Origin of the sequence: Kribbella sp. NPDC051587 (assembly GCF_044453945.1) — a bacterium.
In the GTDB taxonomy this organism is placed as follows: Bacteria; Actinomycetota; Actinomycetes; order Propionibacteriales; family Kribbellaceae; genus Kribbella.
On sequence record NZ_JBITDE010000006.1, the window covers coordinates 301,717 to 318,185 of the forward strand.

At 68.9% G+C, this 16,469-nt stretch carries 12 protein-coding genes; 3 read left to right on the forward strand and 9 right to left on the reverse strand.

Annotated elements, in window-relative coordinates; genetic code table 11:
• Window positions 1-2: 2 nt before the first annotated feature.
• From ACIA49_RS23345 to ACIA49_RS23370, 6 genes are all read right to left on the reverse strand, one after another.
• Window positions 3-743: an SDR family oxidoreductase gene (locus ACIA49_RS23345; RefSeq protein WP_396379415.1), complete on the reverse strand. Its 741-nt coding sequence runs from the start codon at window positions 741-743 to the stop codon at window positions 3-5.
• Between the two features lie 26 nt (window positions 744-769).
• Window positions 770-1,129: a VOC family protein gene (locus ACIA49_RS23350; RefSeq protein WP_396379416.1), complete on the reverse strand. Its 360-nt coding sequence runs from the start codon at window positions 1,127-1,129 to the stop codon at window positions 770-772.
• 18 nt (window positions 1,130-1,147) lie between these two features.
• The gene (locus ACIA49_RS23355) at window positions 1,148-1,939 is read right to left on the reverse strand and encodes a GNAT family N-acetyltransferase (protein WP_396379417.1); all 792 of its coding nucleotides are present in this window, start codon (window positions 1,937-1,939) and stop codon (window positions 1,148-1,150) included.
• A 32-nt stretch (window positions 1,940-1,971) separates the two neighbouring features.
• On the reverse strand, window positions 1,972-4,101 hold the full coding sequence (locus ACIA49_RS23360; RefSeq protein ID WP_396379418.1) for a RecQ family ATP-dependent DNA helicase: 2,130 nt from the start codon (window positions 4,099-4,101) through the stop codon (window positions 1,972-1,974).
• Window positions 4,102-5,813: 1,712 nt separating this feature from the next.
• Complete coding sequence (soxR, locus tag ACIA49_RS23365; RefSeq protein WP_396379419.1) at window positions 5,814-6,296, reverse strand: redox-sensitive transcriptional activator SoxR; 483 nt, start codon at window positions 6,294-6,296, stop codon at window positions 5,814-5,816.
• A gap of 44 nt (window positions 6,297-6,340) precedes the next feature.
• Window positions 6,341-7,630, reverse strand: a complete 1,290-nt coding sequence (locus tag ACIA49_RS23370; RefSeq protein ID WP_396379420.1) for an MFS transporter — start codon at window positions 7,628-7,630, stop codon at window positions 6,341-6,343.
• Between the two features lie 70 nt (window positions 7,631-7,700).
• Between ACIA49_RS23370 and ACIA49_RS23375 the strand changes: the two genes are divergently transcribed.
• A complete protein-coding gene (locus ACIA49_RS23375; RefSeq protein ID WP_396379421.1) occupies window positions 7,701-8,663 on the forward strand; it encodes a GlxA family transcriptional regulator in 963 nt (320 codons plus the stop codon).
• On the opposite strand, the gene ACIA49_RS23380 is transcribed toward ACIA49_RS23375, so the two are convergent.
• Window positions 8,660-9,778, reverse strand: a complete 1,119-nt coding sequence (locus ACIA49_RS23380; RefSeq protein ID WP_396379422.1) for a M24 family metallopeptidase — start codon at window positions 9,776-9,778, stop codon at window positions 8,660-8,662. The two genes, ACIA49_RS23375 and ACIA49_RS23380, sit on opposite strands and share 4 nt — an antisense overlap.
• A gap of 44 nt (window positions 9,779-9,822) precedes the next feature.
• On the opposite strand from ACIA49_RS23380, the gene ACIA49_RS23385 reads away from it, so the two are divergent.
• Window positions 9,823-10,611 (forward strand): alpha/beta fold hydrolase, encoded by a 789-nt coding sequence (locus ACIA49_RS23385; protein WP_396379423.1) that lies wholly within the window; start codon window positions 9,823-9,825, stop codon window positions 10,609-10,611.
• A 3-nt stretch (window positions 10,612-10,614) separates the two neighbouring features.
• Here ACIA49_RS23385 and ACIA49_RS23390 read toward each other — a convergent pair whose 3' ends face one another.
• Both ACIA49_RS23390 and ACIA49_RS23395 read right to left on the reverse strand, forming a co-directional pair.
• Window positions 10,615-12,384, reverse strand: a complete 1,770-nt coding sequence (locus ACIA49_RS23390; RefSeq protein ID WP_396379424.1) for a DUF2207 domain-containing protein — start codon at window positions 12,382-12,384, stop codon at window positions 10,615-10,617.
• Complete coding sequence (locus tag ACIA49_RS23395; protein WP_396379425.1) at window positions 12,384-14,276, reverse strand: DUF2207 domain-containing protein; 1,893 nt, start codon at window positions 14,274-14,276, stop codon at window positions 12,384-12,386. Before ACIA49_RS23395 ends, ACIA49_RS23390 begins: the two co-directional genes overlap by 1 nt.
• Window positions 14,277-14,380: 104 nt before the next feature.
• Here ACIA49_RS23395 and ACIA49_RS23400 point away from each other — a divergent pair, with 104 nt between their 5' ends.
• Entirely contained in the window at window positions 14,381-16,459 is a 2,079-nt protein-coding gene (locus ACIA49_RS23400; RefSeq protein WP_396379426.1) for an elongation factor G-like protein EF-G2, read from the forward strand.
• Window positions 16,460-16,469: the final 10 nt, after the last annotated feature.

A 16,469-nucleotide genomic window follows, 5' to 3' on the forward strand; every position in this document is an offset into this window, starting at 1 on the left:
CGTCAGCGGCCGCCCGAGACGTCGATCGTCGTACCGGTCATGTACGACGATCGATCCGAGGCGAGGAAGGTGATCAGCTCGGCCACCTCCTCCGGCGTACCGGGTCGGCCGAGCGGCGGCGTCGTACCGAGTCGGTCGAGCCGGCCGGGCTCGTGGATGTCGGTCTCGATCAGGCCGGGTCGGACGCCAAGGATGCGGATGCCTTCCTTGGCGACCTCGTTGGCCAGGCCGGTCGTCAGGGCGTCGACCGCGGCCTTACTGGCGGCGTAGTCGACGTACTCCCCCGCCGATCCGAGGACGGCGGCTCGCGAGGACACGTTGACGATCACGCCGCCGCTGCCGCCGTACTGGGTGGACATCCGCCGCACTGCAGCGCCTGCGACGAGGAAGGCGCTAATCGCGTTGATCCGGAACACGTTGTCGAGGCGGGCGACGTCGTACTGGTCCACCCTGCCTGCGGGCGAGACCACGCCGGCGTTGTTGATGAGCGCGGCGATCGGCCCGAGGGCGGTGGTCACGGAGTCGAAGAGGCGCTCGATGTCTTCCGTCTCGACAACATCCGCCTGTACGGCGATCGCGCGGCGACCGAGCTTCTCGACTGCCTCGACCACGCGGGCGGCCTCGTCGTCGCGAGTGCGGTAGCCGATACCGACATCCCAGCCGTCCGACGCCAACGCGATCGCGGCCGCGGCGCCGATCCCCCGGCTGCCACCGGTCACCAGTACGACCCCAGAGTCCGTCATACCGCTCAGCCTAGGAGACGGCCTGTTCACTCGTCCTGGTGGCTGTTGATGTTGATCACGTTGCCGTCAGGTGCGCGCACGAGGAAGCGTCGCAACCCCCACGGTTCGGTGGTGAGCGGATGGACGATCTCGAAGCCGCGCCGTTGGGCTTCCGCGTACGCCTCTTCGACCTCGTCGCCGACCGCGACCGACAGCACGGAATCCACCGGAGCGGTCGCGTCATGCGTCACCAACTGCACCGCCGCGCCGCTGTCTGGGCTGCGGAATCTGGAGACCCAGTCCATCGCGATCCCCTCGTCGCTGAGCCCGAGGTAGTCGGCGTAGAACTCGCGCGCCGAGCCGATGTCGGGGACGGAGAGATTCGCGATGATGTGGGTCGGACGCATGGCAGTCTCCCTGAATCGTCAGGCCGGCGGGATGCTGATCGCCAGCTGGGTTTCGGAGTCGTTGAAGCCCAGGGTGCGATAGATGCGGATCGCGAGGTAGTCCGGGTCGGCGACCATCACGAGCGTCTTCGCGCCTTGCTCGAACCCGTACGTCGACGCGCGGTGAACGAGCGTGCTGGCGATGCCCTGGTTGCGGTCGTCGGGATGGGTCTGCACGGTCTGGAACCGAGCGAGGCCCTTGCCGTCGAGCATCAGGCCGAGCGATGCCTGCAGCCGGTCGCCGTCGAACGCGCCGAACCACTTCCCGTGCCCGGCCTCGACAAGCTTCCGCTCGTGCGCCACCTTCAGCCGGGTGAACTCGCGATAGCCGTCGTCGACCGTCATGGTGCTGGTGGCGAGGCTGAGGTCGACGACCTGCTGCCAGTCGTCGTCACCGTCGAGGAACCGGTACGTCGAGGTCGTGTTCGGGCGCTTGGGCGCGTTCACGCTCGACGCCGTCATCACCACGCTCGGGTCGACCCGGCCGCCGGCGGCGATCACCTCCTGCGGGTCGACCCCGAGCACCCCGTCGGTGGTGTCGATGCCCAGGGCAACATGTTTCGCTTCGGGGAACTCGGTGCGGAACTCGGCGATCCGCCGCTCCAGGTCGCCCGGCTGCAGCGGGGTGCGATGCAGCAGGTAGTTGCCCCACCAGAACGTCGGGTTGGCGGGTGTGCGGATGACGACGTACGGGCCGGTGTCGCTGATCTCGCTGCCGCTGAGCCCGAGCAGGAACAGGTCGGTGCGGTAGCCAAGGCTGTTGATCTCCACCCAACCATCCTTCCTGCGAGGTCAATCGAGTTTCAGGGACGCTTGTGCAGAAGCAGTGGCAGTACGGCGGCCGCTCCGGCCTCGCGGAGTTTGGCCGCGGCGACGGTGACCGGCCACTGGGATGAGCTGGCGTCGACCAGGAGCAGCACGGTCCGACCGGCGATCGTCTGCGCGGTGGTGGGGTCGACCGAGAGGCCATCACGCCAGACCCGAGCCTCGTCGGCCGACGAAAGGTCGTCGGTATAGCCCGAGCGATCCACCGTGAGGTCGGCTCGATCGAGGCGGCCGACGGTGGCGATCCGGTCGGCGACCGCATTGGTGACCGCAGTGTGACCGGCCGCGGCCAACGGTACGACGACCTCGGGTCGACTGGACCACGTGCTGCGCCAGCGGGACAACGCCGCGACCGCCCCGGTCTGGAGCGCCTCGATGGCATCGGCGGGTGGCTCGGCTCCGGAGAAGGCGGCGGCGAGAACCTCGCGCCATTCCGGGGCGTCGGCGTAGATGAGGGAGCGACCGTGGTCGGCGGACAGGTTCGCGGGGATCTTCCCGCGCGGACCGAAGGAACCGCCCGGCCACATCTTGCGTGGTTCGAGGACATGCACCTCACCACGAAGCAGACCGGTGACGGTGGCGACGGTGTCGGCATCGGGTGCTGCCGACAACGGCTCCGGCAGCGCGCCGAGGCAGACCGAACAACGACCACAGGGCTCCGCGGATGCGTCGTCCAGGGACTCCTGGAGAAGTTGCATGAGGCAACGTTCGCCGCGGGTGTAGGCGCGCATGGTGTCGGCCTCGCGCCGCCGTACCGCAACGATGCCGTCGTAGTGCTCCGCGTCGAACGTCCAGTCCTTGCCGGTCCGGATCCAGCCCTTCTCGAGCCGCTCGGTGACGCTGTCGACGGCGAGCTGCTTCAGCATCAACTCGACCCGGGTCCGGCGCAGGCCGGTCTCAGCTTCGAGCGCCGGCACACTCGCCGGCTGGTCAGGACCATAGGCCTGCATGGCGTGCAGGAGGCGGTTCACATTCTCCGGCACGGGGATGGTCGCGGTGGCGAAGTAGTCCCAGATGCCGGAGTCGGCATCCGAGGGCAGCAGGGCGACGATGGCGTGGTCGATGCCGCGACCGGCGCGCCCGACCTGCTGGTAGTACGAGACCGGCGACGGCGGTGAACCGACGTGCACGACGAACCCGAGGTCAGGCTTGTCGTATCCCATCCCGAGAGCGGACGTCGCGATCAGCGCCTTCAACCGGTTCTCGCGCAGCGCGTCCTCGAGGCTGTGCCGCTCCCCCGCCTCCAACTGACCCGTGTACGCCGCCACCGGTACGTCGCGGCCGTGGATCTCCTGGATCGTCGCGGCCAACCGCTGCGCATCCGCGACCGTCAACGCGTAGACGATGCCCGATCCCGGCAGCTTCGGCAGGTGCTCGACCACCCACGCGAACCGCTGCAACGGCGACAACCTGTCCACCACCGCAAGCTGCAAACTCGACCTCGCCAGCGGCCCACGCAGTACCAGCGTCGACTCGCCCAACTGACGAGCAACGTCGTCGGTCACTCTCTCGTTGGCGGTGGCCGTCGTGGCCAGGACCGGTGTCTTGGGGTTCAGGTGCTGCAGCACGTCGGAAACCCGACGGTAGTCCGGCCGGAAGTCATGACCCCAGTCGGAAACAGCATGCGCCTCGTCAATCACCAGCAGCCCAACCTCACCGGCCAGGCTGTCCAGCACCCGACGGCCAAAGCCCGGGTTGGCGAGCCGCTCAGGCGACACGAGCAGTACGTCGATCGCCCCGGACCGAAGGTCCTGCTCGATCCCCGACCACTCGTCCACGTTGTTCGAGTTCAGCGTCGCCGCCCGCAGCCCCGCGCGCCCAGCGGCCCCAACCTGGTCCCGCATCAGCGACAACAACGGCGAAACCACCAACGTAGGCCCAGCCCCCTCAGCCCGCCGGATCGCCGTAGCAGCCCAATAAACAGCCGACTTCCCCCACCCAGTCGCCTGTACGACGAGCACCCGCGCCGCCGGCTCACACAGCGCCGCAACCGCAGTCTCCTGGTCATCGCGCAGCCGCGCGCCCTCCCCCGCGATCGCCTCGATCACGCCACCCGCAATCCCCGCGCGCGCCTCAGTCAGGGTCAAACTCGCATTGCTGTCAGCCATGCCCCCGACCCTAGACGCCCCCACCCCCCAACCGCAGTCCACACACCACCCCCTGTGGATAACTCCCCACCCACCCCTACCCCTCCGCCCCCAAGTCCTCCGCCATCCCCGCCAACGCACCCCACCAACACCAACGACTGCAGGTACTCCCGGAGCCCGGCCCTCCGCGCCCCGCCCCTCGCCCCCGCCCCACCCCTCCGCCGTCCCAGCCAACGCGCCCACCAACACGAACGACTGCAGGTACTCCCGGACCCGTCTCTCCGCGCCCCGCCCCTCGCCCCCTCCCCACCCTTGTCCCCCCACCCCTCGACCCCTCCCCACCCTCGCCCTCGCCCCCTCCCCACCCTGTCCCCTCCCGCCCCTCGTCCCGACGAGAAATTTGAACGGATAACCCCTGACGTTGTCCCTTGTCCTCCCGAAATTTGAGGGGAGAAGGGACAACCTGAGTGGGTATCCGTTGAAATGCGCAGACGGCCGGGCGGTCGCCAACCGGACCGTCATCCGGAGCAGCACGAAGGACTGCAGGTGGTGGCGGCGCTCGCGCACAAGGGGTGAGGGCGGGGCGCGGAGGCGCAGGGCCCGGGACTACCTGCAGTCGCCCGTGTCGATCACGCGCAGGCAGACGATCGGGTACGCCGGGTTCGGGATCTGGAGCGCACTTCGTGGCCAAAGCGTCGTACCGGCCGGCCCCGGCGCAGCAGCACGAAGGACTGCACGTGGTGAGTGCGGCCGGGCGCGCACAAGGGATGGGGGCGGGGCGCGCAGGCGCAGGGCCCGGGACTACCTGCAGTCGCCCGTGTCGATCACGCGCAGGCAGGCGATTAGGTACGCCGGGTTCAGGATCAGGAGCCTCTCGCGACCAAAGCGTCGTACCGGCCGGCCCCGGCGCAGCAGCACGAAGGACTGCACGTGGTGAGTGCGGCCGGGCGCGCACAAGGGATGGGGGCGGGGCGCGCAGGCGCAGGGCCCGGGACTACCTGCAGTCGCCCGTGCCGATGGCGCGCAGGCAGGCGATTAGGTACGCCGGGCTCGGGATCTGGAGCGCACTTCGCGGCCAAAGCGCCGTACCGGCCGGCCCCGGCGCAGCAGCACGAAGGACTGCAGCTGTTCAGTGCGGCGGGCGCGGACAAGGGGTGGGCGGGACGCGGAGGCGCAGGGCTCGGGACTACCTGCAGTCGCCCGTGTCGATGGCGCGCAGGCAGGAGATTGGGTACGCCGGGTTCGGGATTCGGGATCAGGAGCGCCTCGCGACCAAAGCGTCGTACCGGGCACCCGGCGCAGCAGCACGAAGGACTGCGGCTGTTCAGTGCGGCGGGCGCGCACAAGGGGTGGGGCGGGGCGCACAGAGGCGCAGGGCTCGGGACTACCTGCAGTCGCCCGTGTCGATGGCGCGCAGGCAGGAGATTGGGTACGCCGGGTTCGGGATCTGGAGCGCGCCTCGCGACCAAAGCGTCGTACCGGTCGGGCCCGGCGCAGCAGCACGAAGGACTGCAGGTGGGCGCCGACCAGGGGCCCGGGCGTGGCGCCGAGGCGCGGACTACTGCAGTCGTTCGTGTCGGTTACGCGCAGGCCCGGGGGCACGGGGTTCAGGGACCACGTGGTGGTGGTCGCGAGCAGAGCGTCGTACGGGTCAGCTGGCGCGGCGACGGTAGGACTGCAGGTGGTGGGCGCGGCAGGTGAGTACGACGGGTGGGGCCGTGGCGCGGGACGGACTACGTGCAGTTGGGGGTGGGGTGGGTGGGGTCGCCGGTGGGGGTTAGGAGGCGTTGGGGGCCGGGGCCGGTGGTGGCTAGGGCGTCGTGGGGGTTGGCTAGGGCGCAGCGGTCTAGGGAGAGGCAGCCGCAGCCTATGCAGTCTTTGAAGTCGTTGCGGAGTTGTTCGAGGTGCAGGATGCGGCGGTCTAGTTCGGCTTGCCAGCATTCGGAGATGTGTTCCCAGTCCTGGCGGGTGGGGGTGCGGTTCTCCGGCAGCAACGCGAGGATGGCGGCTACTTCGGACAGCGGGATGCCGACGCGTTGGGCGATGCGGATCAGGGCGACTCGGCGGAGGGTGTCGCGTTTGTAGCGGCGTTGGTTGCCGGCGGTACGGCGGCTGAGGATGAGGTGCTGGCGTTCGTAGAAGTGGAGGGCGGAGATCGCCACTCCACTTCGTTGCGACAGCTGGCCCACTGTCAGCTCACCTGGTTCGATGTCCACCGTTCTGCCCTCCAACCTCAACCTAGATCGAGGCTAGCGGACGGTCAGGCGGTCAGGGCGTCCGATGCCCGCACGCGGCGGCCGATGCAGGCGGACATCAGGGCAGCGGCTGCGCACAGGCCGCCGGCCAGGTACCAGGCGAGGTTGTAGCTGCCCTGCGCGTCCCGGATGGCGCCCGCGCCCGTTGCGGCGAGGGCGGCGCCGACCTGGTGGGAGGCGAAGACCCAGCCGAAGACGATGGGGCCGTCCACTCCGAACCATTCGCGGCACAGCGCCACGGTCGGCGGAACGGTAGCGACCCAGTCGAGACCGTAGAAGATGATGAAGACCCAGACACTCGGCTGCGCAGTCGGACCGAGCAGTGACGGTAGCACCAGCAGCGACAGGCCGCGGAGCGAGTAGTAGGCGATCAGCAGGTAGCGCGGATCCCAGCGGTCGGTGAGCCAGCCGGACAAGATCGTCCCGCCGACATCGAAGACACCAACCAGTGCGAGCAATGACGCCGCGGTGGTGATCGGCATCCCGTGGTCGTGTGCCGCGGTGACGAAGTGCGTACCGATCAGCCCGTTGGTCGAGGCACCACAGATCGCGAACCCACCCGCCAGCATCCAGAACGCCGGACGCCGAGCGGCCGTCCGCAGCGCGCTCAGCGCTCGCAGCGCCGAGCTGCCGGTCGTCGCCACACGCTGACCGGCGAGGCTGCCCTCGGGAGCGCCGTACGCGCGCAGGCCCACATCGCTCGGGTAGTCGCGCAGGAAGATCAACACCAGCGGTACGACGGCCAACGCCGTACCGGCGGCCACCAAAGCCGGAGTCCGCCACCCGTAAGCGGCGGCGAGGTGAGCGATCAGCGGGAGGAAGACCAGCTGCCCGGTCGCGCCGGCCGCGGTCAGCAGGCCGGTGACCAGACCACGCCGCTCGACGAACCAGCGGCCGGTGATGGTCGCGACGAAGGTCATCGACATCGAGCCGGTACCGACGCCGACGAGCAGCCCCCAGCAGAGTAGGAGCTGCCAGGACGAGTTCATGAAGATCGTCAGACCGCTGCCGAGCGCGATCAGCACCAGCGCTCCGCTGACCACGCGGCGCAGACCGAGCCGGTCCATCAGCGCGGCCGCGAACGGCGAGATCAGGCCGTACAGCAGCAGGTTGATCGACACCGCCGACGAGATCGTCGCGTGCGACCAGCCGAACTCCTCGTGCAGCGGATCCAGCAGCACACTCGGCACGGACCGGAACCCGGCCGCCCCGATCAAAGTTACGAACCCCACCCCGGCGACTGCCCAGGCCAAGTGCACCCGGGCAGGCTTCTTCGTCTCCACAGTCTGTGTCACCCGACTACTGTGCCGTCCCCGCGCACGCCGTACCAGTGGCCAGAACGCCAGCATGTGTCAAGATGTGGCCATGAAGCCTCATGTGGTCGCCGTCCTGGCCCTCGAACCGGTGGTCGGCTTCGACCTGACCATCCCGTCCACCGTCCTCGGCGCCGCGACCAGGGCAGACGGAACCCACCTGTACGACGTTCGCGTCTGCGGCATCGATCGTGGTCCGGTCCGAGCCGCGGCGGGCTTCAGCCTGATCCCCGACTACGGCCCGGAGGCGCTGGCCGAGGCGGACACGGTGATCATCCCCGGCACCTACATCCCGCAGCCGCGCTACGAAGGGATCCTTCCGACCGCTGTCGCCGATGCGCTCGCGAGGATCCGCCCCGGCACGCGGATCGCATCGATCTGCACCGGAGCCTTCGTGCTCGGCGCGGCCGGCCTCCTCGACGGGCGACCGGCGACCACCCACTGGAAGCGCGCCGACCTGTTCCGTGAACGCTACCCACAGGTCGATCTGCGCGAGGACCAACTGTTCATCGACGACGGCGACATCCTCACCTCGGCGGGTCTCGCCGCTGGGGTCGATCTCTGCCTGCATCTGATCCGTCGTGACTTCGGCAGCGATATCGCCAACCGCGCAGCCCGCGCGTGCGTGGTCCCGCCCTGGCGTGACGGCGGTCAATCCCAGTTCATCGAGCGCGCCGTACCGGCTGAAGGCACCGACGGGACCGCGCCGACCCGAGCCTGGGCGCTGCAGCACCTCGACCGGGAGCTGAGCCTGCAAGCCATGGCCGAGCACGCCCGCATGAGCGTGCGGACCTTCAGCCGCCGCTTCAAGGCCGAGACCGGCCAGTCGCCAGGCACGTGGTTGCTGCAGCAGCGCGTCCGGCACGCCTGCCATCTGCTGGAGACAACCGGGCTGACCGTCGATCGGATCGCCGAGGCAGCCGGACTCGGTACGGCGGCCTCCCTGCGGCACCACCTCCGGTCCGACCTCGGCGTCTCGCCACTCGCCTACCGCAAGACGTTCCGCGCCAGCTAGAGCACCACCAACTCGTGCGGCCGGCGGTTCATCGGCTCGACGCCGTCGGCGGTCACCACGACGATGTCCTCGATCCGCGCACCCCAGCGACCCGGCTGATAGATGCCCGGCTCGATGCTGAACGCCATCCCCTCCTCCAGCACCAGCGAGTTGCCCGCGACGATGTACGGCTCCTCGTGCACATCGAGCCCGATCCCGTGCCCGGTCCGATGGATGAAGAACTCACCGAACCCAGCCGCAGCAATCACCGAACGCGCCGCCGCGTCGATCGACTCGGCAGACACCCCCGGCCGCACCGCGTCCACGGCCGCTTGCTGCGCCTCTTGCAGTACGGCGTACGTCGCCGCGACATCAGCATCCCGCGGAGCGCCCAGCGCATACGTGCGCGTCGAGTCCGAGTTGTACCCCTCCGCCACCGGCCCACCGATATCGACGACCACGACATCACCGGCCTCGATCACCCGGTCCGACAGCGAGTGATGCGGACTCGCCCCGTTCGGCCCGCTACCGACGATCACGAAGTCGGCTGTCTCATGCCCCTCCTCGACGATCGCCGCAGCAATGTCCGCACCGACCTCAGCTTCAGTCCGGCCGGGCCGCAGCCACTCGCCGACCCGCGCATGCACGCGGTCGATCGCAGCACCCGCCTTGCGCAGCGCCTCAAGCTCCGCCGCGTCCTTCCGCATCCGCAGCTCGCGCACGATCGGTCCGGCCAGCACCTGCTCGGCCTTCGGCAATGCGGTCCGCAGCGCGAGCACATGCAACGCGGGCATGAAGTCGCTGACCGCAACCTGCTCGGCGCCCGACAAGCGCGCAGCGGCCAGCGCATAAGGATCATCGCCATCCACCCACGTCAGCACCTCGATCCCGAGTGCTTCCAGCGGCAACCCCGCATAACCCGGCGCCTCCAGCTTCGGAACCACTAAGACCGGTACGCCGTCGGCCGGGATCACCAGCGTGGTGAGCCGCTCGAACGAGCCACCACCCTGACCGATCAGGTAGCGCAGATCGGAGCCCGGCGCGATCACCAGACCGGTGCCGGCGGCCGCCGCACGGGCGCGCTCGAGGCGGGATCGCAGCAGATCTGCATCAGGAGCAAGCGAATGACTCGACATGCAGCGACTATAGGCATGAGCCCCCGACAGAAAGCGACCCCTTCATGCCCCTGCACTTCGTTGCCCACGGCGAAGGTATCCCTGTCCTCGCGCTGCACGGCTGGACTGCCGATCACCGGTTGATGACCGGCTGCCTCGAGCCGATCTTCACCGGCCTGCCCGGGTACCGCCGGCTCTACCCCGACCTCCCGGCGATGGGCCAGAGTCCGGTCGACGGCATCAACAGCTCCGACGGGATCGTCGGCGCCGTCCAGACCTTCATCGACGACCAGATCGGTACGACGCCGTTCCTGCTGATCGGTGAGTCGTACGGCGGTTATCTCGGCCGCGCGATCGCCCGTGCGCGGCCCACGCAGGTGCTGGGGCTGGCGATGATCTGCCCGATCGGAACCGTGGTCGAGAACGCCGATCGTCATCTCCCCGAGCACGTCGTCCTGCGGTCCGAGGCCGGTGTCCGCGAGTCGTTGGGTCCTGATGAGGACTTCACCGACCTCGCGGTGGTCGAGACGGCGGCCGCGCTGACGGCGTACCGGCGAGACGTCGCGCCTGGGCTGGCGCTCGCCGACATCAAGGCGCTCGAGCGGATCCTGAAGAAGCGTGAACTCACGGTCGACCCGGAGGACGGCCCGCCCTACACGCGGCCGACGCTGATCATCTGTGGGCGGCAGGACGCTGTGGTCGGGTTCGAGGATCAGTACGTGCTGCTCCCCCACTACCCGCGCGCGACGTTCGCCGTACTGGATGTGGCAGGGCACAACCTGCAGATCGAGCAGCCTGAACTGTTCGACGGACTGATCCGCGAGTGGCTCAGGCGGGTCGCCGAGGAGTCCTGACCGCTACCAGGATCCGCCGCCGCCACCTCCACCGCCGCCTCCCGACGAGCTGCTACTGGAGAATCCCGAAGACGAGCCGCCTCCGTCGCCGCTGCTCGTCGACGGGGTGGCCGGTTCGCTGAAGGTGCTGGTCACGGTGTTGGTGACGAGGTTCGCGGACCAGCCCGAGTCGTAGTACGACGGACCGACGTACCAGCCGGGGTCCGGAGTGAGACGGCCGGCGTCGACGAGTTGCTTGCAGAGCTGCTGCCAACGGTCGGCGATGCCGAAGATGATGGCCCAGGGCAAGTATTTGCTGAAGATGTCCTCGCCCTCCTCGAAACGCAACTGATCCGCCTCGGCCGTCGTGAGGTATTTCCGGAAGCCCAGCACCTGATCGGTGACCTCGCGACCGGTCGCAGACAACTGGCCCTTGCGGCGTTTGCGGAGCACCGTGATGCCGAGGCTCAGCAGCGCGATCACCGGCAGAGCGAACGCCAGGAACGGCCCGGTCCACGACGGCAGACCGTGCTGTACCAGTCCGACGATCAGGATGCCGAGCCCGATGAGCGTGCAGAAGGCGGTGACCAGCCAGGCGCCTACGTAGGGGTGGCCGAGCTTCGACGGGGCCGGCATCCGCGTGTACCAACCGCGTTCCGTGACCTGTTTGCGGATCGCGTCGACGGTCCCGTTCGCAGCGAAAGCGAGCGAGCTGTCGCCGGGATCGCGCCGCTCGAGCCGGCTCTCCTTGCCCGGCTTCAAGGAAGGAAACAGCCCCTTCAGCAGGCGCAGCTCGTGCGGTGTCGTGGCGAGGTCGGGATCGACCAGGACGGCCTTGCGCTTCTTGCCGCTGTTGTCGATCCGCAGCGCACCGCGGACGGCGAGGTCGATGAGCGTCGCGGCGATCGCGGCATCGTCGGACTTACTGGTCAGCAGCAGGCCGCCTTCGGCGACCGGGACCCGCGGTGGTGCGAACGCCACGGCGACCACGCCCGGCCTGCCACGCCGCTTATACAGCCGGCGGGTGACGAAGGCCGCGACGGTGATCAGCGCCGACACGATCACCGCGGGGATGTTGAGCCCGTTGCGATCGAGGAAGCCTGGCGGATCGACCACGATCGGGCCGTCATTGGTCACCGCACCAGCCGGGATCGCCGCGACGATCGTGACCTGGTCACCACGCCCAACCCCTGATTCGCCGTACAGGGCCTTGCCGTCAGCAACACGCGCTGTCTCACACGCCTGCGTCGATCCGGTCGGGCCAGTCAGGCACCGCACCTGCCGCACGCCACCAGGCACGGTGGCGCTGATAGCGACCTCACTCAGTACGGCGTCCCAGCCGCGGCCGGTCGCATCCCAGTACAGCTCGCTGTGGTCCGCGAAGTGCCGCAGCGCGCCACGCACCTCATAACTGATCCGGTACGTCGCATCCTGCGTGTGCAGCGTCTTCCCCGATGAGCCGATCTGGATGTGCAGCGTCTCGTTACGGTCGCCGTTGGTCTTCCGCGTCGAGGTGGTGAAGTGCTCGGACACCTGCAGGTTCGAGACGTCGTACCGCTGGTCCTTGTCCGGGCCGTAGGGCTCACGGACGACCAGGTCGCGGTAGATGCCGTGCCGGCCGGTCTCACCGAAGTGGTAGTCGATCGTCTCCTGCACCTTCAGTACGCCGTCCGGCGTCACCGTGTAGTCGATCGCGAACCGCGTGACCCGGTCCCCGAGTTCCGCCGCGGCAGGTGCCGCGACGGCGACCACGGACAGCAGTGTGCAGGCCAGAAGCCCCAGTGCCCGGCGCACTACCAGGACCCGCCTCCGCCACCACCGCCACCGCCACCTGACGAGCCACCGCTGAAGCCGGACGAGCTACCGCCACCACCGCCGCTGCTGGACGGCGTGGGCGGCGGCTGGAACGTCTGCGCGACCGTCGAGCTCACAGCACCAGCGGTCCAGCCGGAGCTGTAGTACGACGGTCCGACGTACCAGTACGGGTCAGGTGTCAGGCGACCCGCCTCAACGAGGCGCTCGCACACCTTCTGCCAGCGGTCGGCCAGGTCGAAGGCAATCGCCCAGGGCAGGTACTTGCTGAAGATGTCCTCGCCCTCCTCGAAGCGGAGCTGATCCGCCTCGGCAGTGGCCAGGTACTTGCGGAAACCGATCACCTGGTCGCTGACCGCGCGCCCCGCCGGCGTCCGCTGACCGCGACCGCGGACCCGCACCCAGGTCGCGATCGCGATGATCACGGCCAGCACCGGTACGGCGATCACGACCGCCCGGCCGAATCCACCGCTCGTGGCGGCGGCCGCCGTACCGAAGATGCCACCGCCGACGATCCAGATGGCGATCATCGCCATACAGGCGCAGCCCGTGCCGGACTTGAAGACCGAGCCGCCGCGGGTGCCGATCTTGGACGGCAGCCGGGTGTACCACTGGCGCGCCGCGACCTGGTCCCGCAACGCGTTCAGCATCGCCGTCGCCGTCGCCGCCATCGAGGTGTCCCCGACCGGGCGTCGTTCCAGCGTGACCGACGCTCCCGGGACCAGCCCGGGGAACATGCCCTGCAACAGCGCCTGCTCGTGCGGCGCGGTCGCCACACTGCCGTCGACGAGGACCGCGTGCCGCTCGTTGCCGTCGTTCTGGATCCGGACTCCGCCGCGGACGGCCATGTCGATCAGCGTCGCGGCGACCTCGGTGGTGTTGGCCTTGGCGTCGATCAGCAGCCCGGCCTCGGCGACCGGGATCCGCGGCGGCGCGAACGCGACCGGGATCTGGTCGTCGTCCAGGGTGTTCTTCTCCGGTACGGCGGCGATCCCGTCCGGCGGGAAGGTCCCCGGCGGCATCCCGGCGAACCGCTGGTCCTTGTTGCCGGTCTTCGCGTAGATCACGGCGACGACCAGCGCGAACAGGCTGACAATGCCGGAGCCGATCAGCGCCGGGATGTTCAGCCCGTTGCGTTCCAGCCAGCTGGGCGGGTCGACCACGATCGGTGCGTCGTTCTGTACGGCGCCGGCCTTGATCCCGGCCACGATGGTCAACTGCTCGCCCTGGGCGAGGTCGGATGCCTTGAAGACACCCTTCCCTGCCACGACCGACTTCTGCGGACAGTTCGTCGTGGCACCGCGGGTGCCGGTGAAGCACTCCACCTGCTGCACACCCTGCGGCACCGCGACGTTGACCGTGACCTGCTTCATCGGCGCATCCCAGGAACCGCCGGTCGCGTCCCAGTACAGCTCGCTGTGATCGGCGAAGTGCCGCAGCGCACCGCGGACGTCGTACGTGATCACGTACGTCGCCTCCTGGCCGCTGATCGTCTGGTTCTCGTCGCCGATCGTGATCTTGACCGTCTGGTCGCGATCGCCGTCCTTCTTCTCGGTCGTCGTGTCGAACTTGTCCGGAGCGCCGGTCGGGCTGTCGACCTCGATGTTCGACACTTCGTACTTCTGATCCTTCGACCGGTCGTCGGCCCACGGCTCCCGGGTGACCAGGAACCGGTAGATGCCGTGCCGGCCGTAGGTGCCGAAGTGGTAGGCGATCGTCTCCTTCACCTGGAGCACGCCGTCCGGCGTGACCGTGTAGTCGATGGTGAAGGCCCGCACCTCGTCACCGGACGCTGCCGACGCGGGCAGCGCGAAGCCGGCCATGGCCAGTGTGGTGACGAGCAGACTGATGACGACCCCGAGTGCCCTACGCATGCCGGCGACACTATCGACCGCCGGGGTCGGTCGGTGGGAGGCCGCCCGATGGGCTTGTGCAAACCGACCGTTAGGGGAATGGTGGATGACCCAGGAGGTACGTCATGGCAGACAAAACGCAGACGGCCCCGGGTGCTGGCGCCGCCCCCACTGTGGACAGCCCGGCCGCCCTTCGCAACGTGGTGCTCGTCGGGCCGTCAGGCTCCGGCAAGACCACGCTGGTCGAGGCCCTGCTGGTGGCCTCCGGCGTCCTGTCCAGACCCGGCACCGTCCTGGACGGCACGACGGTCTGCGACTACGACGACGCCGAGGCGCGTCAGCAGCGGTCGGTCGGGCTCGCGCTGGCCTCACTCCCCTACGACGGCATCAAGCTGAACCTGATCGACACCCCCGGGTACGCCGATTTCGTCGGCGAACTGCGGGCCGGACTCCGAGCGGCCGATTGCGCGCTGTTCGTGATCACGGCGAACGAAGGTGTCGACGAGCCGACCAAGGCGCTCTGGCAGGAGTGCGACCAGGTCGGGATGCCGCGCGCCGTCGTGATCACCAAACTCGACCACGCCCGGGCGAACTACGCCAACGCGCTCGCCGCGGCGCAGGACGCCTTCGGCGACAAGGTGCTGCCGATCTACCTGCCGGCTGACGACGGACTGGTCGGGCTGCTATCCACCACAGACCCGTCGTACGAGGAGCTTCGTGGTTCCCTGATCGAGGGCATCATCGAGGAGTCCGAGGACGAGTCGTTGATGGAGCGGTACCTCGGTGGCGAGGAGATCGCCAAGGCTGTGCTGATCGAGGACCTCGAGCGCGCGGTCGCGCGCGGCTCGTTCTTCCCGGTGGTGCCGGTCTGCAGCGGCTCCGGGGTCGGCATGCACGAGCTGCTCGAGGTCGCGACCAGCGGGTTCCCGTCGCCGCCCGAGCACCGGCTCCCGGAGGTCTTCACGCCGCACGGCGTACCGCGCAAGGGCCTGGCCTGCGATCCGAGCGGTCCGCTGCTCGCCGAGGTGGTGAAGACGACCTCGGACCCGTACGTCGGCAGGGTGAGCCTGGTGCGGGTGTTCTCCGGCACCATCAGGCCCGACACGACAGTTCACGTGTCGGGCCATTTCACGTCCTTCTTCGGTGAGCTGAACACCCACGAGGACCACGACGAGGACGAGCGGATCGGCACGCTGTCGTTCCCGCAGGGCAAGCAGCAGCGCCCCGCCGGCACGGTGATCGCCGGCGATCTGTGCGCGATCGGGCGGCTCACGCGGGCCGAGACCGGCGACACGTTGTCGGACAAGGCCGACCCGCTGCTCCTGAAGCCGTGGACGATGCCGGAACCCTTGCTGCCGATCGCGATCCAGGCCCATGCCAAAACCGACGAGGACAAGCTCGGCGTCGGGCTGCAGCGACTGGCCGCCGAGGACCCCACCCTGCGGATCGAACAGAACCCCGAGACGCATCAGATCGTGCTGTGGTGCATGGGCGAGGCGCACTCGGACGTCGTACTGGATGCTCTCAGCAACCGGTACGGCGTGACCGTGGACACCGTGGCGTTGCGGGTGCCGCTACGGGAGACGTTCGGTGGCAAGGCCAAGGGGCACGGCCGCCACGTGAAGCAGTCCGGCGGCCACGGTCAGTACGCCGTGTGTGACATCGAGGTGGAGCCGCTCCCCGGCGGTTCGGAGTTCGAGTTCGTCGACAAGGTCGTGGGCGGCGCCGTACCGCGGCAGTTCATCCCGAGCGTCGAGAAGGGCGTACGCGCGCAGATGGAGAAGGGCTGCTCGGCCGGGTTCCCGATGGTCAACATCCGGGTGACGTTGCTCGACGGCAAGGCGCACAGCGTGGACTCGTCGGACATGGCGTTCCAGATGGCCGGTGGGCTCGCGTTGCGCGAAGCTGCGGCGGCGACGAAGGTCAGCCTGCTCGAGCCGGTGGACCTGGTCTCGGTGCTGGTCCCGGACGAGCTCGTCGGTTCGGTGATGAGCGACCTGTCCGGTCGGCGCGGTCGGCTGCTCGGAACCGACAAGGTCGGCGACGACCGCACCCTGGTGAAGGCCGAGGTGCCGCAGGTGGAGATCACCCGCTACACCATCGACCTGCGGTCCCTGTCCCACGGCGCAGCCAGCTTCAGCCGCGCCTTCGCCCGCTACGAACCCATGCCCGACGCCGTCGCCTCCAAGGTCAAATCCACCTAACGTCCGAAGA